The sequence below is a fragment of the Agaribacillus sp. DX54 genome, assembly GCF_056858335.1.
Map to the genome: position 1 here is coordinate 18,813 of NZ_JBXEQE010000045.1, position 19,270 is coordinate 38,082.

Sequence of the window (19,270 nt, forward strand, 5' to 3'; positions counted from 1 at the left end):
GAGGTAAACTCAGTTTAACATCAACAAAACCTTTAGTCCGCTGGCCTTCATTTGGAGACTTTTGCAATCCGTACCAGCAAGGAAACCTGCTGCCTTTTTCTTGCGATGCCCATCCATTAACGTATATATATCGTAATTAGCAGTCAAAATCTCGGTTTTGATTTTTTTAGTGTGTCGTACCGTAAAATTTTTTTGAATGCTGTAGAAGGCCCACCCATTTTTTTTAGTATACCTGGTCAACACTTCCGAGGGATAACTACTCAGTAGAAATTGACCCCTCATCTTTGACAAAAGCTCAAGTAAATTAGTAAAGTCTTTCTTAGTATAACCTCGGTAATAGCCCATGTCAGCATTGAAGTAGGGTGGATCAAGGTAAAAAAAACTGCTCCTTGTATCCAGGGTCTTAATCACTCCAAGTGCATCTTTGCATTCTATTGTTACGTTCTTGAGACGTTCACTTATTTCTGAAGTGAATTTAAATTTCTTGTTTACAAACTTTTTGATGATCTTACTATTGTTCCGATCATAGGAATACCCTCCAAATATTGCAGCTCCAAAACTCATATTAGCCTGTACCCAAAAGGCCCAAGCTCTTTTTAGTCTATCCCGCATAGCAGCGTTCTTTAAAATGTATCGGGCCTCCCGGTGAATCATACGGCTATGAGGAGTGGATTGGACCAGGCGGTTTAAAGCATTGAAATCTGACCTGCAGACCTCGTAGAAGTTGACCACATCTTCATCCAGGTCGTTAATGACTTCTATTTCGCTTTTCTCTTTGGCAAAAAATATGGCAGCTCCTCCCAGGAAGGGTTCGCAATATAGCCTGTGTTCAGGAATTAATGAAAGGATCAGGCTGGCCATAGACTGCTTGCCTCCGTAATAGGTGATTGGCGTCTTGTTGATCCCATCCAATGGCGATTCGAGATAGTCAAGTGTAGGGTCCGGCAACCTGCATTCAATGTTTGACATTCTCATACTAAGTAAAATGTAATCAATAACATACTCATCATAAATTTAGAAGTCGCTCTTATACCGGAATTATTCTAACCGTAAACCCAGCTTCAAACCCCGGGCTTTCATTTGTAATGTCCTGGTATCAAAACCAGTGAGATTATCTTTAGTGGCGTTCCTTTGATTTTTTTTCAGTAAAGTGTTGATGTCATAATTGGCCGTTAATACTTCGATTTTGGTTTTGTCGGTTTTATCTGAAACAGCCACGAATTTTTGCATAGTATAAAAAGACCATTTACTTTTTTTTACATGCCTGGTCAATTCATCAGATGGATAGCTACTCAGTAGAAATTGGCCTTTGATCCTGGATAATAGTTCAAGTAAATTATTAAAATCTTTCTCAGAGTAGCCTTTGTAAGGCCCCATTTCCGAGTTGAAATAGGGGGGATCACAATAGAAAAAACTTTCACTGGTGTCACGGCTCTTGATCACTTGAAGCGCATCATTGCACTCAATAGATACCCAATCCAACCGGTCTGCAATTTCTTTGGTAAACTTTAGTTTTTTGTTAACAAATCTTCTTAATGTGCCTTTGCTTTTTTTTTCAAAGGCATAGCCACCAAACATCTTAGCAGCAAAGCTCATATTGGTCTGTACCCAAAATGCCCATGCCCGCTTGATTTTATTATGATTTTCCTGGTTCTTCAGAATTTCCTTTGTTTCAGCATGGATTTTACGACTGTGAGGGGTGGCCTGTACAAGCTTTTCTAATTTGTTAAAATCAGTTTTACAGACCTGGTAAAAATTAACCACGTCCCCGTTCAGATCATTGATTACCTCCATTTCACTTTTTTCTTTGGCAAAAAAAACAGCGGCGCCACCAGTGAAGGGTTCACAATATAATTTGTGCTTTGGGATCAGGGACAGAATGACCCCAACCATCCGCTGTTTACCCCCATAATAGGTGATGGGGGTTTTCATATTGATGTAATCCAGGCCTTCGAGAGGAGACTCTATACCTTTATGGTGAGGTAAATGCACTTTATTTTCTCGTCTTCCTGGCCCTTCTTTTTTGACTGTGATGGGGAGTAAAATGATCCAAAAGTTCCCATACCCTTTTGAGTTCGGCTATTAATGGAGTTCTGACAGAGGCAACCTGTTCAATGCCATTATGAAATTCAATTTGTGCTGTCAGTTGTTTTTGATAAGCCTTTAATGCCCTGACGATTATTTCTTTCTGCTTTCCATTTATCATTTTAACATTCCTGTATTTAAGATTTTGCAACGAATAAAATATATTAGCGAAAAATAAATAGCCTTTAAATCTTACCTTCCCGATCCAATTCCTTGGTCGCTCGCTGAATGGCCTTTATCCAAGGCTCATTCTTTTTCCGGATCTTCTTGGCCCTATGGCTTATCAGGGTTACTCTCCTGGTATTAGCCCGCTTACCCGCTGTGGATTTTGTTTTTCTTTTGCGTTTCATCCTTACTTATTCTTTCCAGGTAAGGATAGGAAAATACTGGAATGTGGTTTCCGGTTGGTTCGGGATGGTTCCTGATAAGGAGCCTGTAATTGTAAAAAGGTTTGAAACCTGTGAATTGTTTAATATAAATCCTGGTTGAAAACTACACTTATCAGAAATTATATTATTGATAATCATAAGGTTAAGCGCCAATCAAGCTCATTGGCTATTCGGACTCTATATAAGTAGAGTTTGGAGTTATATGACCAGGATGAGTTATCTTTTGCGTGAGTTATTCAACAATGATAATTTGTGCAAAAATTTACTTTTGATCTCCTTTATCCCTTCAAAATCACGTAAGCCTGGTACCAATAGAAAAACACCTCCGGGTCACTCTTCTTAAATTTATTCAACCGGGTACTGAAGGGTTGCTCTATCTGCCAGTCCTTCATTTCCTTAGAGCCATTAAAACGTTTAAACTTTTTCGCTCCTTTTTGTAAGAGGGCAGAAAGATAAGCAGCTTTGGCAGCAGGTAGCATCGCTGTTTCTAAATGAAAAGGTTCTGAAAAGATAAAATTGCGGATATTTTTTACCCCTTTCAAAAGCTCTGCAAAATCTCCATTTCCTTCTTTGCCCCGGGTAGCAATATGCAACAAGGTTTCGTGGATGTCCTCCAGTACTATTTGAGGGTTTGCGGTAAGCTTACGATACTTTAGCTCCTGTTTAGCTATCGTTTGGAACACTTCAGAAATTACGTACAGATCCTTAATTTGGTCGAACAGGTTCCCGATATCATAGAGTTGCTTTATTATTTCTATCTCTTTGTTTTTCCCGTAGGGAACGCCGGTTGTGTTAGGAGCGTAAGCAGTCAGTTTATCACCCAATATAGCTTCTGGGGATGGAACCGTAACTTTGGTTAGTTCCTTTTCAGTCACAATAAAGGGTGAGCGAATGGGATACAAAGCTGTATAGTTGGCATAAGGAGATTGTTCAAACAGGATATCCAATAAAATATATTCTTCATTTGAACGGCTGCTAATTACCGGTTGGTAATAGAATTTGTAATGGGCTTTTTGAATGTCAGTACCTGAATCACGAACATTCTCTTCAAACCGGGTAAAATCAGACTGCTCGATGACGAAAGATAAGTGTTTGGTCAGATCCTCCTGTTTCCCAGGTATAATGACATCAATATCAATGGATAACTTTTGACATTTTCCATCAATAGCATCAGTGAAGTACCTCCTTTGAAGAGAAAACGTAGTCCGCTGAGTTGTAATAATTCCAGGAGGTAGAGGGCCCGGACGACCTTTTCAATCAGAATTCTGTCGGCATTTCGGTTGGCTTTGGCTGTTTTCTCTATCCAAGTTGATGTCAGTGATTCTCTATGGATCATTTCTATGATTTGGCAGTAATAGTATTATTTGCCGTTTCTTAGTTTTTTTAAATAAGTTTTTAATTCTTTACGCTTGTTTCTGCGGGCAGCATAACGTAGCAACTTTGCTTCTTCTACGGTATACTTATCAAGTGCAGTGTCAAAAATTACTTCCATTTCTTTTCCCTGTTGGGTAGCAAAAATTACCGGGTCGCAGTAGACATCTACCAGTATTTTTTCCAATGTAGCAGTAGTCACTTTGTCAATTTCCTGGATGGGCGATTCCGTGATTAACCCGGTGACAATGATTACCTCATTTTTTTGAGCGTATCGTTCCAGTATGGATTCGGTGGGATCCAAGAATACCTGTTCTCTTTTTTTCTGAAGGTAATAGAAGACTGAATCCATTGCTTCTTTTTCTACCTCTACCAGGATGTAGAAACGACCGGGTTGATGGTGCATGAATTCGTTCAGCCACCGGGTATCCCAGGTGCATATTTCCAGGAAGGGGAATTCTTTCCTGAGTTGGCTAAACAACTTCTTTAATGGTTGGGCATTTGGTCGATACGCTTGTCCTGCCTGCAAAGAATACATGCCTCTGCCAATCGAGTGAAGAATACCTTTATCCTTGAGAGCATAAATCCGCCAATCAAGTGTGGAGCGCTTGATAGCACCTTCTATTCTTTGATAAAAGGTTATAATGTCAGTTGTTCCAAAGCTTTTCCTACCTTGAAAATGATTTATTAATTGATCGATATGCAATGAAGCGTCTGCGATAATCTTATTTGTTTAAACAAAGATACGGCAACAAATTAATTTATTGCCAAATCTTAGAGCATTATTTTGTAATAAATTTTGATAAAACCTGACCCAAGGTTCAAGGTTCTCCCAGCCGCTCAAACAAAAACCTGACAATTTCGGGGCGTAGTAATTTGGTATGTTTACAATACCCAAATTGCTCAAGTTCATGCTGGTACATATTTAGCCACGAAGAGAAGGTTTTGGTACATACATTGTACAAGGCTGCCAACTCGTATTTATAGTAGGCTTTGATTTTTATAGTTTGTTCACTATCCGATAACTCTACCGGCATCCACTTGGTTTTGATGCTATTTGATTCAATCGGTTCTTTCAATTTATCCATGACCACATTTCCTCTCACCTTATTTTATAAAAATTCTTGCTATCACTCTTTGATATAACTTTCCATTTTACCCGGGTGATCTGCACTAACTCGTTTAAGTTTAACAAGATCTCTGTGTTTTTTGCCATATTTCTTTATCACGGCCAACACCTCAAGTGCATCCTTGCGGGGCAAGGGAGCCGTAAGCTCGGTAATTCGTGTTACCTTTTCCTCTTTTATCACAATGTATTTATATTTTGACCTTGTCATAGAATATTAGGTTGCTTGTTTCTGTCTAAACTATACCCAAATTAGTCATGAGTTATTTCTCCACCCATAGCTTCCCAAATCTCCAAGGGAATTGCATCTCTAACAATCGTTTCAAACTGAGCAGCTTTAATCATTCCTTCTTTGGCGGGGCGCTCTTTGAGTATTTTTAATAAAGCTTTGAGATTAGCTATATCTTTCGGATACAAATAGAGTGTTGCCTTTTCAATTTTCTTTTCAAATTCCTTGATCAGCCCTTTGGGTACTTTGCGACTAGAGCCATTTAAGGCTACTGCCATGTAACTCTTCCCCCTAGAGGCGTTTTCATTAAGATATTGTGTCACCGTATTTGCTAAAAACTCCTTTTTGAAAAGAAATTTTCCATTTTGAGTATATATGGCAAAGGTTAATGCTTTCGGTTTGTATGTTTTTTTTCTTACCTTGTTCATCAGTACCTCAATAATTTAAATCTAGACCGCTTCCAGCCTTTTTTCACTGCATCAGTAAGGGCTTTTTCTGCTTCAGCTTTTGTTGAAAATACCTGGGGCGTCGGCGCCTCGTACTTATGTTTTGCTATTACCAAACGGTCGAAAATGGCCCACCCCTCACCTCTAAGCTTCCTTTTGGTCTTCTTTGTCCATGCAGAGAGAATCCGGTCAGCTTCTTTTTGTGCTTCCCTTTTAGTGGTATAAATGGCATGAACCTGCGTGATGCGAAGGCCTCCAAGTATTTGTCTAAACAGGCTAGCCAGCGTATCCGGTTTGCCATCAAACACATCCACTTTCGTTGAATATTCGGTTGGTTTGTGTACTATATACAGTTTATTAAGGTTTATTTTCATGTGTATTAAATTGATTTTCAACGGCCACATGCCTGCGTGCCGTAATGCCGTCACTTCGGCATGCAGGCATGGCATCCTCGCCTGCCTGCCGGCAAGGCAGGGTTGGTGTTCCCGATAGCTATCGGGACGAGTCCGAATTTTTAATGTCGATTTCATGAAATAATGGTTTTAACCTGCAATCATTCTGACTCTTATTTTTGCCATAATTACTATCATTCCCAGAACCTCTCATCCCAATAAGGTTCCAGATCACCACTGGTATGGTCATCTGAATAATTGATCGGAATGGGTCTATCGAAAAAATAGACACCACCAGTAGATTGAATGGCAATGCCATATTTTGAAGACAGCTTCGCCAGATCCCGGGTGAACTCCAGAAACCTTAACTTGTTGTCGATTGCTTTTTTCTGTCTGGATACGGGTTTCTTACCGCTTACTGCTCTAAATCTCTTTGGTACAATATTCATGGTCTCGAGGATGTATGTCATTATTTTGAAATCAGATTTCCTCAAACCCTCATTGACAAATGCTGCCTGTGCCAAAGCTTTCGTTTTATATACTTTGGGTGCCCGGGGTAATTTGTATTTATCTTCAGCCTTCACTGAGCTGGAGAAAATGGCATAACCATGGTGCTTGTTTTCATTCATTATACTATATCCAAATCGATTTTGTAACAAAGGATTCCTGAATTGCCGGGGTTAGATCTTTAAATTCAAGAACTACGTACTTATGGGAGAAGCCCCTTTTATTGAGTAATTTTTTCTTCTCACTAACCGATGCACTATTCCAAAGTCTGGTCAGATAATCTCTTGTCGCCTTGTCGGATGTGTCAGCCACCATTTTGACTCTCGTTTTAGCCATAACTATTTAGATTCTACTTTATACCTTGTCTTCATCCCAGGATGGATCCAGATCACCACTGGTAGGGTCGTCTCTATAAGTAATCCGGATCGGCTTATCGAAATAATATACGCCACCTGTGGATTGAATTGCTATACCATATTTTGAAGATAATTTTGCCAGTTCTTTGGTAAACTTGCTGAATCTGGTTCTCTCACTTTCCTCTCCTCCCTGGGGTTTCTCAGCAAAAACCTTCTCAGCTTCCCTCTTCGCTCCATCTTTAGTGGTGTAGATAGCATGAACCTTGTCGAAAGTAAGCCCACCACGCACCTGACTAAACAAATCTTCCAGACTGTTTGGGCGATTCTCAAAGACGTCCACCATTTCTGAGTGTTCGGTTGGTTTGTAGACTACATAAAGTTTATTAAGATCTATTTTCATATAGTAATGGTTTTAACCGGCAATCATTCTGATTCCTATTTTGTCGTAAATATTTCCTCATTAAACATTTCAAAAATCCTTGTCAAATTCTCTCTCGTCATACCGAGCCTCCAGGTTACCACTAGTATGATCATCCAAATAAGTAATTGTTAAGGGTTCATCGAAAAAATATACACCACCTTCACTGTGGATAGCAATACTATATTTTGTAGATAGCTCTGCCAGTTCTTGTGTGAATTTCTGAAACCTGCTTGCCTCACTTTCATGCAATCCAAAGATCCGATCAGCTGCTTTTTCCGCTTCACTCTTCTTGGTATAGATGCCGTGAATCATATCTGTTGTAAGCCCTCCATGGATCATCTTAAACAACTCTTCTAATGTGGTTGCGGAACCGTCAAAAATATCCGAGTCCACGTGCGGCTCATACACTATATATAACTTATTTGGATTGATTTTCATATTCGTTTTTTACGTAGTAAGCAATCTAATATAATATATAAATATCTATTAATCAGATGTTTATGAATAATTCTGCTAAGCTTTAACGGTAATTTTTTTTAGCCTTCCCTGCCTATCAAAGTAGGCCAACTGCACAGGTTTTACAGATCCCAAAGGCTCACACCCTTCCTCCGGTATGTACTCCTCACCTATGTAGTTCCCTAAAAATCCACCGATAAGGACGAAGGGGTAAACCTCTTCTGTTTTGCACCACTTCGCAACCAGGAATCCGGCCATACTTCCGATCAGGGCAAGGCCTGCTTTTTTACTGTTTTTAGATAGTCTCATACCGGGCCTGCCTGTAGTATAGATCAGCAAAAAAGAACAGGGAAGAGGCAACCAAAGAAGCCCATGCAACCCTGCGGTAGGTCCTCCTTCTTTCGTCACGAAAATCCACCAAAGTAACAGTAAAGCGGTTACCATACCTATCCCGGTGAATGTTTGCCAACCTCATGAACAGATCATAATCGGCAGCATCAGCAAATACCAGGCAGCCGGCTGAAAAATCATCAACCACTTTGGCCCTGCCTTTATCTCTCGCCTTGTGAATATTGATACCAAACCTGCCGGTATCTTCATATCCGCTTTCAAACCACCTAAATATGCCTTTGCGATCATAATCACGGATAACGGTCACGTCCCCCACCTGCACCAGCGCCGGGTAAATACCCCGATGATAGCCTATGGCATAAGCATCTTCATACTGGTCTTTTTTCAGGAAGGCTGTACCTTGAGGGTGCATGGGGTTGTCCAGCCAGAATTGACCGGGATCGGTGGTAGCTGGAAAAATGTGGTATATCCATTTACCCCAGTGGTTTTGGTAAAAGACATGTATTTCATCATCGAAGCGGTTGCTACGGACAAATTTGCCCCGGTAAGCTACAATGTTCAACCGGTACGGTTGCTCGTATAGCTTATAGCCCTTGCTTTTTAATATTTGCCTCGTCTTATTCAGCATTTAATCGATGAAATTACTGACAGCCCAAACCTGTCGCTGGAGCCTTCGTTTTCGATAGACACCGTTGCCTTCCCGTGACCCATCGTCATTCGTATTGCCCTCAACGGTTACTACCCATTTGTTCTCCCATATTTCAACAAACCCGATATGGGCCGGTCGTTTCAGCCTGGAATACCATATCATAAACACATCACCGGGTTGAGGGAGTTGCCTGACAAATTTTCCTCTTTGGTAGATGATATTTTGCTTTACTGCATAGCTCGGTACCCAGGCACTCTTCGGTGCTTTAACCCCTGCCTGCTGGAAGCACCAGCTCACAAAGCCAGTGCACCACGCATAGCCGGGACCAAAACCAACGGAAGCTAAATATTGCTCTACCCGCTCGCCCCGGTTTGCTCCTTGCTCTCTTACACCGACCTCGTTGCTAAAGGTTTGCTTTAGCAAAACACGTTTGTTTTGACTTAGATCACCCTGGCCAACAACACTACTGCATACAAGAAAGCAAAAAAGATAAACGTAGATAGCTTTAGCTTTTGCCATTTGGTTATTGTTTTGAAGTCCTTAGCAAATTCATGGTCTAAATAATCATCTGAACTCGGCCAGATCAGCTTCATCAGGATTCGGACCACCCCATGCAAGATGAACAATCCAATGATCGCAAAGAGATAGACCTGGAAAACGCCCGCATCATAGGTCGCCGCTGTAGGATCAATGAGATGCAGGAACCAAGCACTGTTAGCCCATAGAAACAGGGCTACGAGGATAGAGGATAATTCCCTCCAAACCTTGATGTAGTTCCATAAATTCTTAATGAATGGAACCAGGTTGATTTTAATCCATTGTTTTAGTCTGTCCATTGTTATATCAATTTTAGATTTTGAGAAGGCGCGTATACGGTTTCACCATTTCTTGTCAAGATTTGGGTAATGCCCTTGTGATCACCGGTAACGTAGCCAATGACTGTGTCAGGATTGAGTGGGGGAGTGATAAAATTCCCGCCGCCGGTTTTAAGCAGGGTAGGTTTTCTGACTATTGCAATGCTTAAAAGGTCCCTGTCATTCTGATAAGCCTTTAGTTCCTGCAGGGTGGCATCCCCTAAGCCTGGAATGTACCAAACTCCATTCGCATTTTGCTTTAGACCAATACGCCTGAATTCAGCCCGGATCTTGACTTTGGCAGGTTCATTGTTGCGAAAAACCACACTGAGCAAGGCATTCACCAGCGAAGTAACCCTGACCCCCAGGATCCGGATATTTTTGAATCGTGAACTGACGGATGAATACCCACGTATATCTTTTATCTTTTGTAACCCTGCAAGCACAGCAAATGCGTTGCGGTCGTTGGCTGCCTTGATCAGCTCGTTAGCTATCTCCCTGTCGTTCTGTATTGAGGACCTGTTGCTGCCTGCTTTTGCCCTGCCCGAAGCAATGAGTTTGGAAAAGGTGCCTTCGGCAACTACGACCGGATATCCCGCAGCCCTTAACGCTTTTTCAGTGCCACCCCCAAAAACTCCGTCAGGAGTACCATCTGGCTTAATACTGGTGGTTTGAATATGCATGGCTGCCTGGCCGCCGATGGCCAGTAAAGCATTTTGCAACAACTTTACTACTTCCCCCCTGGATCCTTTCCTGAGAGGAAAGCTTCCACTATTGTTTTGCACGATTACCTGGGTATTGACCGGTAAAACGGGGGTAGGTACAATCGATCCAGGTGACCGTTCCCTGCGATTGATAGCAGCACGGTCCTGTAAGAAATTGTAGAGTAAATATCCTCCACCCAACAAGGCACCGGCACCCAGCCCATACAGGATATATTTCCTTCTAAGCTTTCCCTCCTGACGGGGAGCTTCACTTTTTTTATTCAATACTGTCTTTGTTTCCATCCTTTAAGATTTTGAAGTGATAATCTGCCATGCTGTGTCGAATTCTTCACTGTCCAGTTCGTCCCGCAGATCTGTAGCGAGATTTCTTCCTTCGTAAAGATCCCGATAGGCCTTTTGTACTCTTATCCAGGTGGCCCAATTCGGGATTTCCTCCAATGTCCGATACACCAGCTTCTCATCAGTGCCCCACCCAAAGGCGTTGTCATTCTCAAAAGCCATTTTAAGCCGGTTTGCAAAAGCCGCAGGAGCGCCCTCACTCAATATCTGCCTCTCCTGCAGATCCTGTTTAAAATTCCTTACAACTGCCCGAATACCAAGAAATGCTCCAACTCCCGCACCGGTAGCAAGCAATGCAGTAGTTACCTGGCTGCCAACGCTTATCCTTGGCCTGCTCTGCCATGCCTGGTATGCTACCGCGGGTAATGCCATGTTACTTTTTGATTCCGAGTTTAAACATTACCAGGTTCCTTATAAATGGATCGGACTTAAAGATCTTCTCCATTTTAACAATCCCGCCAGGCTGAAAATTGGTGATCATGGTTTCAAAGGCCCTCTTTACCTGCCCGGCCTCTACCTGATTTTTTGCTTTTACCTTCACTGAAATTTCAAACTCGTCCATAGTATTATGTTTGTTCCTGTTCTTCCCTCGCTTCCCCCGACTGGCTCTGCCTTTGTTTTGATTTCCTGATCTTACCCATTTGGTTGAGATAGTAAATGACCTTACTGATCATGGTATCATCCTCTTTTAGGTGCTCGGCTAATTGGGAAATCATTTGTATTACCTGCTCGAACTGCTCATCACTAAACAGCTCCTGCAAGTACTCAGCGATCTCAAGCAGGCTCTGCTGCTCATTATTCAAAGTAGCAGGGGGTAACTGGCCGGCTTCATGTCCGCTTAGTCCGCCCAACGTTGCCGCCAGTCCCTGCATTTCTTTCGGATAACGCCTGGCCAAGCCATCGACTGCCCCGGGAAGTAACGTCTTGCCTAATTCCACTAGACCAAGTTTTTTAACCATCTCTTCTATCTCCTTATTTTTGTCCTCGTTAACCTCCTCTGCTTTTTCCAGTTGTTTCTCCAGCTTCTCTATTTCTTTCTGCTGGTTGGCATTCTCTTTTTTCAGCAATTCGAAATCTCTTTTGAGCAATTCTTCTTTTAGCAAATGATTGACCTGGTAGTGCACCCCATTAAGAGCTTCCTCTTTATCCTGTCCCAAGACATCCAGCTTTTCCTTTAGCTGCTGGTTTTCTAAAGTCAACCTTTGCAGTGCCAGTTTATCTTCTAGCGATGGTTTGTGGGACATTGGATTACCGGTTGCCAGTTCTCCTTCGGAATTTCCATGTTTAATTACCTGCAGATGATTCCGCGCGTGATTGAGTTTATAATTCACATAAGCACTTTCATTGGGTAAACCTAATTGCTCCATTTCTTCGTACTGCTCATCAGTGAGTCGTACTGAGCCCGGCTTTCTTATTCTTTGAAACTCGTCAGTCATATCTTCTACTTTTCAAGTATCACCTGGATAAATCTTACTTTCTGCGGTTTATGGACCGTGTTCTTAATAATGATCTGATCCGCATGTTCATGGATGTTTCCTGGTAGCTTTTCGTTCCTGTAATCATATTCCCCATAGTCGGAGCTAATAGCTATGCCGCTATCTGCGCCCAACACAAACCATATCTCATTGTATGCCGCCAATTCTATATGCTGCCTCTTTTTCAGGTTTAAATCCTGGAACACCAGGCGATACCGGCTAAACCCTCTTTCCCTCACCCTCCTGGATGCATACCTTATAGCAAACTCTTCGCTCATGATTCATCAATTGGAACTGGCTCTTCTTCAACGAGCAGCCAGATTTTTACGGTGTATGACTTTTCGAACGCCCCGGCGTCCCTGTAGGCGCCGGTAATGTAAGTGGTGTTGCCATCCACCTCCACCGGGACAATGGCATGGTGTAAATCTGCATCTGTGAGTCCAAGATCATCCCCTTCATCAAACCCGGTAAGGTACCTGGGATCACTTATCATTTCTACCTCACGCCAAGGGTCGGGGATATCAAAGACATCTCCCCGGTAGACAATTCCTCTTTTTTCATACAGTGATAATTCTCCCAGTTTCATTACAAATCTTCTTCTTCCTCATCTTCCCTGGGCGTATCACTAGTCACAATGAAGCCCACTACTTTCTTAGTATTGTGAGGAAGTTTTTTGCTGAAGGCCAGGTATTCCCCTTCTTCCACAGTTAATTCTATAGGAATTAGTCTTCGCCTGGCTAGGTATCTTTTTGGACTACCCTTACCTGTGAGGTTATTGCCTGGCTTTACTTCCCGTATCATATTAATCATGTTAAACCTCCTCGTCCAATAGCAGGATAACAGATACCCGGTAACCATTACCAATCCTTGCCCGGTCATGTGCTTTGTCCTGGAAGCGTACCTTTACCGAAAGATCACCGGGAGGTACTTCACCGAGATTAAAAAACCTTTCACGGGGCGGGACACTTAGGGAGGACATCAATATCCGGCTCTCAAAGCCTTCAGGAAAAATCTCGTCTCCGCCAATTTCGACACGCTGCGATCCCCGGTAGTAGAGACGGTCCGGAAGATCAGAAGTTATTTGGATGCCTTTTACCAGTTTTGTCTTTTTAGGCAATTCCCAGCCCGTAGGACTATACAGTTTGTCCTGGATGTCTACAAAAAAGGTAAACAACTTTCGTGTCTCCTGTCGTTGCTCTGCCATAATCGTGTTCCAGGTTTTAAGCCGGAACGGTCGAAGTTCCCGCCAGCACTACTTTGATCAGTGTTTTCCCCGGTGCGTCATCACCTAGCTCGATGGTGAATTCAAACTCCTCGTCATCGCGTATGAACCGGGGGCTTTCCAGGTGATAAGTGCCGATATTGATGGTATTGTTTCCATCAGTCACAAACTCCTGCATAGGCCGTTCGTCAATGATGATCTTCTTATTGGCCATGAAAGTGAATACGCCATTCTGTAAGCCTGCCACCTTTTTTATACTATCAAAATCGGTAGCCTTGAGTAGCCTTTTCCATCCAAGATCCGAGCCGGGGATCTCTCCTTCAAATTCAGAAGCTAATAGTATAATCCGGTTACACAAAAACAACCGGTCTTTGGGCAGTTTAGCCTGGGTAACATTGGTAATGCCAATCTCTTTTGCATCCTGCGTTTCAAAAAGATGGATGGTGGCTTTGTCACCTGCCCATTTAATGGAATAATAAGCGCTATCTGAAAGTTGCAACCGGCCTTCCCTTATTCCCTCCGCGACCTTAACCATGGCCGGGTCATACTTCTTTCCTGCATCTCGTAAGGCCAGGTGCGCATTTACTATTTCAAGAAATTGCTCCCTTGAGCTTTTCCTCATTGTTTTCATTTTCCTGATCGTTTAATGATTCAATATTTGATTTTTTAACCCATGGCATTCAGTTCCAGGGAATCTTCCGTTCCGCCCAATTCCTGGATGTCCAGGTTGCCAACCTGTCCGACCGATTCGGAACCAGCGAAGTCACCGGTTCCCTGGACTGGCTGACCTTCCTCCAACTGACGGATAATGGCATCCACCTCGCTGGTATCGAAATCGCCTTTGTCCGCTACCTGTCCACCTACAAATACCAATGGACTGTCCTCCATTGCTCCCAGGCCCAGCTTTTGCCCTAAAGAAGGAGAAAGCTTATCCAGGTATATCTTTTTGCCCAGTGCTTTCAGGGAACTAACGGCGCGCTTTTTGGCATTTTCCACTTCATCCTTAAACCCACCCAGTCCTGTCACCGAGTTATCTGCCTGCTTACCGGCAAAACCATTGGAAGCCACCATACCCACTCCCGCAGAGGTGAGCCAGTCATAACTGTACCAGGCTCCTCCAAAAATCACCACTGTACCCAGCCACAATGAATGCCTGCCTACTGCAGAGCCAGCCACCATACCCACCAGGCCTGAACCCAGGTTTTTACCTGATTCCAGCAGGCTTTCTTTTACATTTTCCTTTGTTCCTTTCATGATTTACTTATGTTAAATTTTTCTAATGCAATGACTACATGAGCGCCGTAGGGGTGAATTTTTGGACCCTCCTTTCGCTTTTCCTTTTTTTAGTTGAACCCTTTTTCTTACTCTTCGTGCTTGTAAACCGGCCTAATTCATCCCTTGACTGCACTTTCTTTTTTGATACTCCGTCAACAGCAGACCCTTTGGCTTTTTTCCCGGATTTTTTTACAGCATACCAAATACCTCCTGCTGTCACCAATACTCCTGCTCCAATTAAAAGCGGGGTTTGATTCTTTTTCAGCCATGACTGTTTGTCGTCCGGCGAGGCCTGGTTTTCCTTTGCGGTACTTTCATTGCTCATACCAGGGTCAGCCTGCATTGGGATATCCTCACTGATTTTGTTGGAGGATGTTTGCGGGGATCCGGATGAGGTATTCACAGGGATACGGGGGGTTTGTGAGTTAAACCTTTGCAAGGCATTTGGAAGAGTCCGGGACGGCCTCGGGGTGATGGGGTCCGGGACCTTGATGGTATCCACTGCTTTGGGCAAGGTAAACTGCTGTTGGTTTTGAGCTTTGGATCCCGGGAGGCTAACCAGGCTTTGTGCCTGGGATTTCACGTTTTTAGCCTTATCGAACACCCCACCGATCTTGTCCAGTAAGGCGGATACCGTAGCCACTGCCCCGGAAGCTGCCGCTATGGCAGCCCCAGAGGCAGGCTCTCCCAGTCCCTCTACTTCAATTTCTTCATTCATAAAAGCTTCCACCAGATCCGGATCGGCTTCCACTATAAACTGCTCGAACGGATCGGTAAATTCATCGGTAGGATCAAGGTCTGAAGGGTTACCCAATGCAAATCCATTTAAGGATACCGCTTTGTCCTTATTGCCCTTCCCTGTTAGAATGGCCTTTTCCAGGTTGGATTTTTTACCGCCTGCAAGTTCGTAGATCTTCTCTGCTTTTTCTACCGCTTTCTTTAACTTAGCAAAGCCGGACATACTAACACCTCGTCTTCGGGCTTCAGCGTCAGAAAGGTAGCCGAAACGCAGGCGTTCCGCTACCTTCATCAAGTTCACCTTCATAGCCAGTAGAAAGCCATTGCGTAGAAGTATTGTAGCAGGGTTTACAAAACGGTTGAACGTTTTAAGGGCTGGTTTTAGCACCTTCTTACCAGTGAACTTTGCGGCTTTTCTAACCCCCCTGGCCACCGGCTTCACTACTTTACGTCTCACAAATTTCGTAGCATTTCTCAGGCCTCTCCCGATCTTCTTCAGGAAACCCAGCTCACCCAGGCCGTCCACTACATACAGGTTCTCCTCGGCATCCGCATACATCACCACATTGCCTTCTTCATCCTGTATCTCGTACACAATGTCCGGCCCATGTACGTATCCCAACGCTTCCAATGCCTCGACCTGGGATGAGCTGAATCCCTCCTCCACCGCTTCATAGTTTACATCCTGGATATCGATGTTATCCAGGCCTGATGCTTCTATTCCGTCCAATCGATGTAATTCCATAATCGTTTAATGTTCAATTTCTAAATTCAAATAGTTTGTACGCCCCATAACCCGCACCTGCAGCGAGCAGTAGTTTTATCCAAAAACCAGCGCTGCTCTGCACGGCTGACCTGGCCCGGTGATATTCCCGGATGTTCCGGCTGGTGACTTTCATTTGGTTCCTCTGCCGTTGTACCAGGTTTTGTTATGATCAGCTTCGGAGGTTTAAGAGTGTCCTCTTCCTTCAGTACAGTTTTAATGATCAACCTGCACGTTGGCGTATTCTTCCTCCCCGATGCCCCGGGTTCATTTTCAGTGCTCTCCCGGAGCGGCAGGGCAGGCTGCTTCAAAGAGAATATTCCCAAATCATCAATAAGACCCGCCGAATCTACCCCACTCACTGCTGCCATCGCCAAGCCATGAATTTCCCCCACTGGTATACGGCTTTGCATATCGAAATCCCGGTAGTCGGAAAATGGCGCCTCGTAATCGAAATAATCGGTGACACAATCAATGGTGATGTACCCCGACTCCTTTTGCCACCCGTTATTTGGGAGATGTTCAAGGGGCAATGGCTCTTTCTTTAATCTACCATTCTTGGGGACCACTGGATAGATATGCTGGAAACGGTTTTCCTCGTATTTGGTCATCCTTATGCTATGAGGAATATCCAGGTTAGTCAGTATGCAGGATATGAAGACCGTATAGCAGTCGCAATCTACTCCCCTCTTGCGTTCTGCCCAGGTACGCGCAGGCCTGCGGACTTGCTCTACTCCCTTTTTATCCCTGCGGTACCTGATATGGTTATACACAAAATTCCAAATATTCCGGCAGGTTTCTTCCAGGTTCTTTCCCTTCAGTATTTGGGCTAGTAATTTAGTATCCCCCTTGGTTTCGTAAACCATGTCCCTCATCAGGTTGATAGTATGATGCAGTTTGGCCTTGCCTGCTCCTTTGATGACCGTATCCTGTCGGGAGCTTTTGGGGAAAAGCTTATCATACTCATAACCGGGTTTGATATGTCTTTTTTGTAGGGCCTGCATCAGATGTTTAGTTTCATGGCTTCCTCCCTCGTATAAGGGATTTTGTTCACTACAGTGGAAGTAATGGCCACAATGTCCAGTGTCACCTTCTCACCGCTCCTGATCCTTTTTACAAGGTCACCCCCCAATACCTGCATTAATGAAAACCATCCCGCAGACTGTATATCAATTTCAAAAGACTGCTCGCCATTACCCGGGATACTGATCATTTCATTCCTTACCGTTGAGGTTCCAAGCGAAGTCCCTTTGTAGGTAATATTGACAAAGGGGTATTGCATATTCAGCTCGATAGGATTCGGATTTTGCAACAGGACACGAGCTTTCAGCCTGATCCCCGAAAGCCCCACCTTATGCACCCGGATGCCCGTCCGGGAATTGATAGTGTCAGCCACCCTGTTTAAGCGAAGCAAATAGCGCAGTGCTAAAAAAGTGGCCGCTCCTCCCGCAATCCATTTGAGCATAATTTTTCCAGTTTTTTTATCTAAATGAAAATTATTTATCGCTCGGGATCAATAGGGCTTGGCAAGGTTTGTTTCGTTCATGGTCTTTGGGTGAAAAAGTGGTAAATTGGGGAAATTGGAGGGTTTTTGTGTGGTTTCCTGGCAAAGGTTGGCACTTCAAACCCTAACGAACTTTAATGAACCCAAACGACCCCACATTATGGGAGAAATCAGATTTGTAAGTAAGGCAGAGTTAGCGCAAAGGTTCGGTATCAGCCGGGAAACCTTACGTAAAAAACTGAAGGAAGTGGAAGGGTTAAGTACCGGTAAAAGGCAATTGCTTTATCCTTACGAGGTGAGGATGGTATACAAGGCTTTTGGGATGGTGAAAATAGATTGAAAAAAGTCCTGGCACAGCGTATTTAAGGACCAGTATTTGATTGTCCATCATGGTGAGTACCAAAAATATCACGATTATGCCAAATTATGTTAAGAACAAACTAGAGATTATCGGACCTAAAACCCTTGTCAAGGATGTGAAAAATTTGCTGAAGGGCGAACCTTATGAGGATGGCAAAGAGAGGCTGGTGGATTTTAACAATATCGTCAAATGCCCTCAGGTCGTCAAGGACGTAGGTGAAATATCATCAAATATTGTATACACGGTAAAAAACAAGTACAATATACCCCCTCACAAGAACTTATTGCTTCGCAAATTGGAAATGCTCAACCGGGAGAGGCAAAGGCTAGAATCTCTTGATCACGAGGATTTGATAGCCCTTGAAAAAGCCTGCAAAGCTTATGAGGCTACCGGGTATATTTATTGGTATGACTGGAATTTGGACAACTGGGGTACCAAATGGAATGCTTTCTCCTTCGATTATGATACTCCTGAAAATATAATAATCTGGAAGACTGCCAACGCCGGTGTGATCGATCTTATAAGAAAAATAAGTGAAAAATTTCCAAAAGTAAAATTCATATATAAATGGGCCGATCAGGACATAGGAAACAACTGTGGCCTGGCTAATATCCAAGGAGGTAAAGTGAAAGTGGATATACCGGAAGCATTAAGTCTTAATGCCTATGAACTCGCTTTCGAATTATGGCCAGGAGCAATAGAAGGGTTTACAGATTGATCGATGGTTACTACTAACATGCTGGTGATTAAATCACTACAGGTTAAAATTTTCATAAAAACTGTTCAATGCTAAAAAGAGAAGTCATAGCAAAAATACCTTTGAGTTTTGTACATAAAAAGGCCCTTGTTAAATCAATTATCCAGGGCCTTTTTAATTTTAGAAAATTTAAGCAAACATGAAAATATTATACCTTCAAAATAGTTTGAGTTTAAACGGCAGAAGTAGTTTGTGGGGAAGAAAACTTACCGCCAGACTTGAAGAAGTTTCCGAAGACTTTCTTTTGGGATTTATAATTTCATCTGATGAGTACTACAGTAAAATTACAAAAGAAGAGTTTAAAAGGGACGTTATCTCATATTCAGTACTGAAAGATTTTAGTCCTGATATTATTTACGTTGAAGGTGGGATCTTTGCATCAAACGAACTTTGGAAAATAACAAAGGACATTGCACAAGAATTATTGAGGAACGGTGTAGTGATCATATTTGGAGATACCGATATCAACCATATAAAAC

At 43.0% G+C, this 19,270-nt stretch carries 35 protein-coding genes; 3 read left to right on the forward strand and 32 right to left on the reverse strand.

Annotated elements, in window-relative coordinates; genetic code table 11:
- Window positions 1-9: 9 nt before the first annotated feature.
- The 32 genes from AC04NP_RS28010 to AC04NP_RS28165 form a co-directional block, all read right to left on the reverse strand.
- Window positions 10-969 (reverse strand): DNA adenine methylase, encoded by a 960-nt coding sequence (locus AC04NP_RS28010; protein WP_482863392.1) that lies wholly within the window; start codon window positions 967-969, stop codon window positions 10-12.
- A 69-nt stretch (window positions 970-1,038) separates the two neighbouring features.
- Entirely contained in the window at window positions 1,039-1,992 is a 954-nt protein-coding gene (locus tag AC04NP_RS28015) for a DNA adenine methylase (RefSeq protein ID WP_482863393.1), read from the reverse strand.
- Window position 1,993: 1 nt separating this feature from the next.
- Window positions 1,994-2,206, reverse strand: coding sequence for a hypothetical protein (locus tag AC04NP_RS28020; protein ID WP_482863394.1), 213 nt, complete (start codon window positions 2,204-2,206; stop codon window positions 1,994-1,996).
- Between the two features lie 64 nt (window positions 2,207-2,270).
- Window positions 2,271-2,435: a hypothetical protein gene (locus tag AC04NP_RS28025; RefSeq protein WP_482863395.1), complete on the reverse strand. Its 165-nt coding sequence runs from the start codon at window positions 2,433-2,435 to the stop codon at window positions 2,271-2,273.
- 317 nt (window positions 2,436-2,752) lie between these two features.
- Window positions 2,753-3,640: a nucleotidyl transferase AbiEii/AbiGii toxin family protein gene (locus AC04NP_RS28030; RefSeq protein WP_482863427.1), complete on the reverse strand. Its 888-nt coding sequence runs from the start codon at window positions 3,638-3,640 to the stop codon at window positions 2,753-2,755.
- Window positions 3,571-3,810 carry a hypothetical protein gene (locus tag AC04NP_RS28035; RefSeq protein ID WP_482863396.1) on the reverse strand — a complete coding sequence of 80 codons (240 nt, stop codon included), beginning with the start codon at window positions 3,808-3,810 and terminating at the stop codon, window positions 3,571-3,573. The genes AC04NP_RS28030 and AC04NP_RS28035 overlap by 70 nt, the downstream gene beginning before the upstream one ends.
- A gap of 24 nt (window positions 3,811-3,834) precedes the next feature.
- Complete coding sequence (locus AC04NP_RS28040) at window positions 3,835-4,551, reverse strand: DUF6577 family protein (RefSeq protein WP_482863397.1); 717 nt, start codon at window positions 4,549-4,551, stop codon at window positions 3,835-3,837.
- A 115-nt stretch (window positions 4,552-4,666) separates the two neighbouring features.
- Window positions 4,667-4,933 carry a DUF4248 domain-containing protein gene (locus AC04NP_RS28045; protein ID WP_482863398.1) on the reverse strand — a complete coding sequence of 89 codons (267 nt, stop codon included), beginning with the start codon at window positions 4,931-4,933 and terminating at the stop codon, window positions 4,667-4,669.
- Between the two features lie 42 nt (window positions 4,934-4,975).
- Window positions 4,976-5,182: a hypothetical protein gene (locus AC04NP_RS28050; RefSeq protein ID WP_482863399.1), complete on the reverse strand. Its 207-nt coding sequence runs from the start codon at window positions 5,180-5,182 to the stop codon at window positions 4,976-4,978.
- A 41-nt stretch (window positions 5,183-5,223) separates the two neighbouring features.
- Window positions 5,224-5,628, reverse strand: a complete 405-nt coding sequence (locus AC04NP_RS28055) for a hypothetical protein (RefSeq protein WP_482863400.1) — start codon at window positions 5,626-5,628, stop codon at window positions 5,224-5,226.
- Window positions 5,628-6,176, reverse strand: a complete 549-nt coding sequence (locus tag AC04NP_RS28060; protein WP_482863401.1) for a hypothetical protein — start codon at window positions 6,174-6,176, stop codon at window positions 5,628-5,630. The genes AC04NP_RS28055 and AC04NP_RS28060 overlap by 1 nt, the downstream gene beginning before the upstream one ends.
- A gap of 56 nt (window positions 6,177-6,232) precedes the next feature.
- On the reverse strand, window positions 6,233-6,667 hold the full coding sequence (locus tag AC04NP_RS28065) for a hypothetical protein (RefSeq protein ID WP_482863402.1): 435 nt from the start codon (window positions 6,665-6,667) through the stop codon (window positions 6,233-6,235).
- Between the two features lie 4 nt (window positions 6,668-6,671).
- Entirely contained in the window at window positions 6,672-6,881 is a 210-nt protein-coding gene (locus AC04NP_RS28070; RefSeq protein ID WP_482863403.1) for a hypothetical protein, read from the reverse strand.
- An 18-nt stretch (window positions 6,882-6,899) separates the two neighbouring features.
- The gene (locus AC04NP_RS28075; protein ID WP_482863404.1) at window positions 6,900-7,301 is read right to left on the reverse strand and encodes a hypothetical protein; all 402 of its coding nucleotides are present in this window, start codon (window positions 7,299-7,301) and stop codon (window positions 6,900-6,902) included.
- Between the two features lie 69 nt (window positions 7,302-7,370).
- Entirely contained in the window at window positions 7,371-7,760 is a 390-nt protein-coding gene (locus AC04NP_RS28080; protein WP_482863405.1) for a hypothetical protein, read from the reverse strand.
- A gap of 75 nt (window positions 7,761-7,835) precedes the next feature.
- Complete coding sequence (locus AC04NP_RS28085; RefSeq protein WP_482863406.1) at window positions 7,836-8,087, reverse strand: hypothetical protein; 252 nt, start codon at window positions 8,085-8,087, stop codon at window positions 7,836-7,838.
- Window positions 8,074-8,757, reverse strand: a complete 684-nt coding sequence (locus tag AC04NP_RS28090) for a hypothetical protein (RefSeq protein WP_482863407.1) — start codon at window positions 8,755-8,757, stop codon at window positions 8,074-8,076. The genes AC04NP_RS28085 and AC04NP_RS28090 overlap by 14 nt, the downstream gene beginning before the upstream one ends.
- Entirely contained in the window at window positions 8,758-9,201 is a 444-nt protein-coding gene (locus AC04NP_RS28095; RefSeq protein ID WP_482863408.1) for a CHAP domain-containing protein, read from the reverse strand.
- 17 nt (window positions 9,202-9,218) lie between these two features.
- On the reverse strand, window positions 9,219-9,614 hold the full coding sequence (locus tag AC04NP_RS28100; protein ID WP_482863409.1) for a hypothetical protein: 396 nt from the start codon (window positions 9,612-9,614) through the stop codon (window positions 9,219-9,221).
- 2 nt (window positions 9,615-9,616) lie between these two features.
- Complete coding sequence (locus AC04NP_RS28105; protein ID WP_482863410.1) at window positions 9,617-10,639, reverse strand: peptidoglycan-binding domain-containing protein; 1,023 nt, start codon at window positions 10,637-10,639, stop codon at window positions 9,617-9,619.
- A 3-nt stretch (window positions 10,640-10,642) separates the two neighbouring features.
- Window positions 10,643-11,068, reverse strand: coding sequence for a hypothetical protein (locus AC04NP_RS28110; RefSeq protein WP_482863411.1), 426 nt, complete (start codon window positions 11,066-11,068; stop codon window positions 10,643-10,645).
- Between the two features lies 1 nt (window position 11,069).
- Entirely contained in the window at window positions 11,070-11,258 is a 189-nt protein-coding gene (locus AC04NP_RS28115; RefSeq protein WP_482863412.1) for a hypothetical protein, read from the reverse strand.
- A gap of 4 nt (window positions 11,259-11,262) precedes the next feature.
- Window positions 11,263-12,132, reverse strand: coding sequence for a hypothetical protein (locus AC04NP_RS28120; protein ID WP_482863413.1), 870 nt, complete (start codon window positions 12,130-12,132; stop codon window positions 11,263-11,265).
- A 5-nt stretch (window positions 12,133-12,137) separates the two neighbouring features.
- Window positions 12,138-12,449 (reverse strand): hypothetical protein, encoded by a 312-nt coding sequence (locus AC04NP_RS28125; protein ID WP_482863414.1) that lies wholly within the window; start codon window positions 12,447-12,449, stop codon window positions 12,138-12,140.
- The gene (locus tag AC04NP_RS28130) at window positions 12,446-12,757 is read right to left on the reverse strand and encodes a hypothetical protein (protein WP_482863415.1); all 312 of its coding nucleotides are present in this window, start codon (window positions 12,755-12,757) and stop codon (window positions 12,446-12,448) included. Before AC04NP_RS28130 ends, AC04NP_RS28125 begins: the two co-directional genes overlap by 4 nt.
- Entirely contained in the window at window positions 12,757-12,981 is a 225-nt protein-coding gene (locus AC04NP_RS28135) for a hypothetical protein (RefSeq protein WP_482863416.1), read from the reverse strand. Before AC04NP_RS28135 ends, AC04NP_RS28130 begins: the two co-directional genes overlap by 1 nt.
- Before the next feature lies 1 nt (window position 12,982).
- Window positions 12,983-13,375: a hypothetical protein gene (locus AC04NP_RS28140; RefSeq protein ID WP_482863417.1), complete on the reverse strand. Its 393-nt coding sequence runs from the start codon at window positions 13,373-13,375 to the stop codon at window positions 12,983-12,985.
- A gap of 16 nt (window positions 13,376-13,391) precedes the next feature.
- Window positions 13,392-14,024 (reverse strand): hypothetical protein, encoded by a 633-nt coding sequence (locus AC04NP_RS28145; RefSeq protein WP_482863418.1) that lies wholly within the window; start codon window positions 14,022-14,024, stop codon window positions 13,392-13,394.
- A gap of 35 nt (window positions 14,025-14,059) precedes the next feature.
- Window positions 14,060-14,647 carry a hypothetical protein gene (locus AC04NP_RS28150; protein WP_482863419.1) on the reverse strand — a complete coding sequence of 196 codons (588 nt, stop codon included), beginning with the start codon at window positions 14,645-14,647 and terminating at the stop codon, window positions 14,060-14,062.
- Between the two features lie 34 nt (window positions 14,648-14,681).
- The gene (locus AC04NP_RS28155; protein ID WP_482863420.1) at window positions 14,682-16,151 is read right to left on the reverse strand and encodes a hypothetical protein; all 1,470 of its coding nucleotides are present in this window, start codon (window positions 16,149-16,151) and stop codon (window positions 14,682-14,684) included.
- Window positions 16,152-16,177: 26 nt separating this feature from the next.
- Window positions 16,178-17,173 carry a transglutaminase-like domain-containing protein gene (locus AC04NP_RS28160; RefSeq protein ID WP_482863421.1) on the reverse strand — a complete coding sequence of 332 codons (996 nt, stop codon included), beginning with the start codon at window positions 17,171-17,173 and terminating at the stop codon, window positions 16,178-16,180.
- Window positions 17,173-17,634, reverse strand: a complete 462-nt coding sequence (locus AC04NP_RS28165; protein WP_482863422.1) for a hypothetical protein — start codon at window positions 17,632-17,634, stop codon at window positions 17,173-17,175. The genes AC04NP_RS28160 and AC04NP_RS28165 overlap by 1 nt, the downstream gene beginning before the upstream one ends.
- A gap of 199 nt (window positions 17,635-17,833) precedes the next feature.
- Here AC04NP_RS28165 and AC04NP_RS28170 point away from each other — a divergent pair, with 199 nt between their 5' ends.
- The 3 genes from AC04NP_RS28170 to AC04NP_RS28180 form a co-directional block, all read left to right on the forward strand.
- A complete protein-coding gene (locus tag AC04NP_RS28170) occupies window positions 17,834-18,013 on the forward strand; it encodes a hypothetical protein (RefSeq protein WP_482863423.1) in 180 nt (59 codons plus the stop codon).
- Between the two features lie 76 nt (window positions 18,014-18,089).
- Window positions 18,090-18,752 (forward strand): DUF1281 family ferredoxin-like fold protein, encoded by a 663-nt coding sequence (locus AC04NP_RS28175; RefSeq protein WP_482863424.1) that lies wholly within the window; start codon window positions 18,090-18,092, stop codon window positions 18,750-18,752.
- A 178-nt stretch (window positions 18,753-18,930) separates the two neighbouring features.
- Window positions 18,931-19,270 (forward strand): hypothetical protein (locus AC04NP_RS28180; RefSeq protein ID WP_482863425.1); only part of this gene is annotated, 340 nt, incomplete at its 3' end.

Excerpts from the sequence above, each read along its gene's own strand:
- AC04NP_RS28170 (WP_482863423.1), top strand. The coding sequence starts at position 17,834 with ATGGGAGAAATCAGATTTGTAAGTAAGGCAGAGTTAGCGCAAAGGTTC.
- AC04NP_RS28025 (WP_482863395.1), bottom strand. The coding sequence starts at position 2,435 with ATGAAACGCAAAAGAAAAACAAAATCCACAGCGGGTAAGCGGGCTAAT.
- AC04NP_RS28045 (WP_482863398.1), bottom strand. The coding sequence starts at position 4,933 with ATGGATAAATTGAAAGAACCGATTGAATCAAATAGCATCAAAACCAAG.
- AC04NP_RS28135 (WP_482863416.1), bottom strand. The coding sequence starts at position 12,981 with ATGATTAATATGATACGGGAAGTAAAGCCAGGCAATAACCTCACAGGT.
- AC04NP_RS28060 (WP_482863401.1), bottom strand. The coding sequence starts at position 6,176 with ATGAAATCGACATTAAAAATTCGGACTCGTCCCGATAGCTATCGGGAA.
- AC04NP_RS28110 (WP_482863411.1), bottom strand. The coding sequence starts at position 11,068 with ATGGCATTACCCGCGGTAGCATACCAGGCATGGCAGAGCAGGCCAAGG.
- AC04NP_RS28070 (WP_482863403.1), bottom strand. The coding sequence starts at position 6,881 with ATGGCTAAAACGAGAGTCAAAATGGTGGCTGACACATCCGACAAGGCG.
- AC04NP_RS28075 (WP_482863404.1), bottom strand. The coding sequence starts at position 7,301 with ATGAAAATAGATCTTAATAAACTTTATGTAGTCTACAAACCAACCGAA.
- AC04NP_RS28130 (WP_482863415.1), bottom strand. The coding sequence starts at position 12,757 with ATGAAACTGGGAGAATTATCACTGTATGAAAAAAGAGGAATTGTCTAC.
- AC04NP_RS28010 (WP_482863392.1), bottom strand. The coding sequence starts at position 969 with ATGTCAAACATTGAATGCAGGTTGCCGGACCCTACACTTGACTATCTC.
- AC04NP_RS28020 (WP_482863394.1), bottom strand. The coding sequence starts at position 2,206 with ATGATAAATGGAAAGCAGAAAGAAATAATCGTCAGGGCATTAAAGGCT.
- AC04NP_RS28145 (WP_482863418.1), bottom strand. The coding sequence starts at position 14,024 with ATGAAAACAATGAGGAAAAGCTCAAGGGAGCAATTTCTTGAAATAGTA.
- AC04NP_RS28150 (WP_482863419.1), bottom strand. The coding sequence starts at position 14,647 with ATGAAAGGAACAAAGGAAAATGTAAAAGAAAGCCTGCTGGAATCAGGT.
- AC04NP_RS28120 (WP_482863413.1), bottom strand. The coding sequence starts at position 12,132 with ATGACTGACGAGTTTCAAAGAATAAGAAAGCCGGGCTCAGTACGACTC.
- AC04NP_RS28125 (WP_482863414.1), bottom strand. The coding sequence starts at position 12,449 with ATGAGCGAAGAGTTTGCTATAAGGTATGCATCCAGGAGGGTGAGGGAA.
- AC04NP_RS28105 (WP_482863410.1), bottom strand. The coding sequence starts at position 10,639 with ATGGAAACAAAGACAGTATTGAATAAAAAAAGTGAAGCTCCCCGTCAG.
- AC04NP_RS28080 (WP_482863405.1), bottom strand. The coding sequence starts at position 7,760 with ATGAAAATCAATCCAAATAAGTTATATATAGTGTATGAGCCGCACGTG.
- AC04NP_RS28100 (WP_482863409.1), bottom strand. The coding sequence starts at position 9,614 with ATGGACAGACTAAAACAATGGATTAAAATCAACCTGGTTCCATTCATT.
- AC04NP_RS28085 (WP_482863406.1), bottom strand. The coding sequence starts at position 8,087 with ATGAGACTATCTAAAAACAGTAAAAAAGCAGGCCTTGCCCTGATCGGA.
- AC04NP_RS28055 (WP_482863400.1), bottom strand. The coding sequence starts at position 5,628 with ATGAACAAGGTAAGAAAAAAAACATACAAACCGAAAGCATTAACCTTT.
- AC04NP_RS28050 (WP_482863399.1), bottom strand. The coding sequence starts at position 5,182 with ATGACAAGGTCAAAATATAAATACATTGTGATAAAAGAGGAAAAGGTA.
- AC04NP_RS28115 (WP_482863412.1), bottom strand. The coding sequence starts at position 11,258 with ATGGACGAGTTTGAAATTTCAGTGAAGGTAAAAGCAAAAAATCAGGTA.
- AC04NP_RS28140 (WP_482863417.1), bottom strand. The coding sequence starts at position 13,375 with ATGGCAGAGCAACGACAGGAGACACGAAAGTTGTTTACCTTTTTTGTA.
- AC04NP_RS28175 (WP_482863424.1), top strand. The coding sequence starts at position 18,090 with ATGCCAAATTATGTTAAGAACAAACTAGAGATTATCGGACCTAAAACC.
- AC04NP_RS28065 (WP_482863402.1), bottom strand. The coding sequence starts at position 6,667 with ATGAATGAAAACAAGCACCATGGTTATGCCATTTTCTCCAGCTCAGTG.
- AC04NP_RS28155 (WP_482863420.1), bottom strand. The coding sequence starts at position 16,151 with ATGGAATTACATCGATTGGACGGAATAGAAGCATCAGGCCTGGATAAC.
- AC04NP_RS28035 (WP_482863396.1), bottom strand. The coding sequence starts at position 3,810 with ATGATCCATAGAGAATCACTGACATCAACTTGGATAGAGAAAACAGCC.
- AC04NP_RS28090 (WP_482863407.1), bottom strand. The coding sequence starts at position 8,757 with ATGCTGAATAAGACGAGGCAAATATTAAAAAGCAAGGGCTATAAGCTA.
- AC04NP_RS28160 (WP_482863421.1), bottom strand. The coding sequence starts at position 17,173 with ATGCAGGCCCTACAAAAAAGACATATCAAACCCGGTTATGAGTATGAT.
- AC04NP_RS28165 (WP_482863422.1), bottom strand. The coding sequence starts at position 17,634 with ATGCTCAAATGGATTGCGGGAGGAGCGGCCACTTTTTTAGCACTGCGC.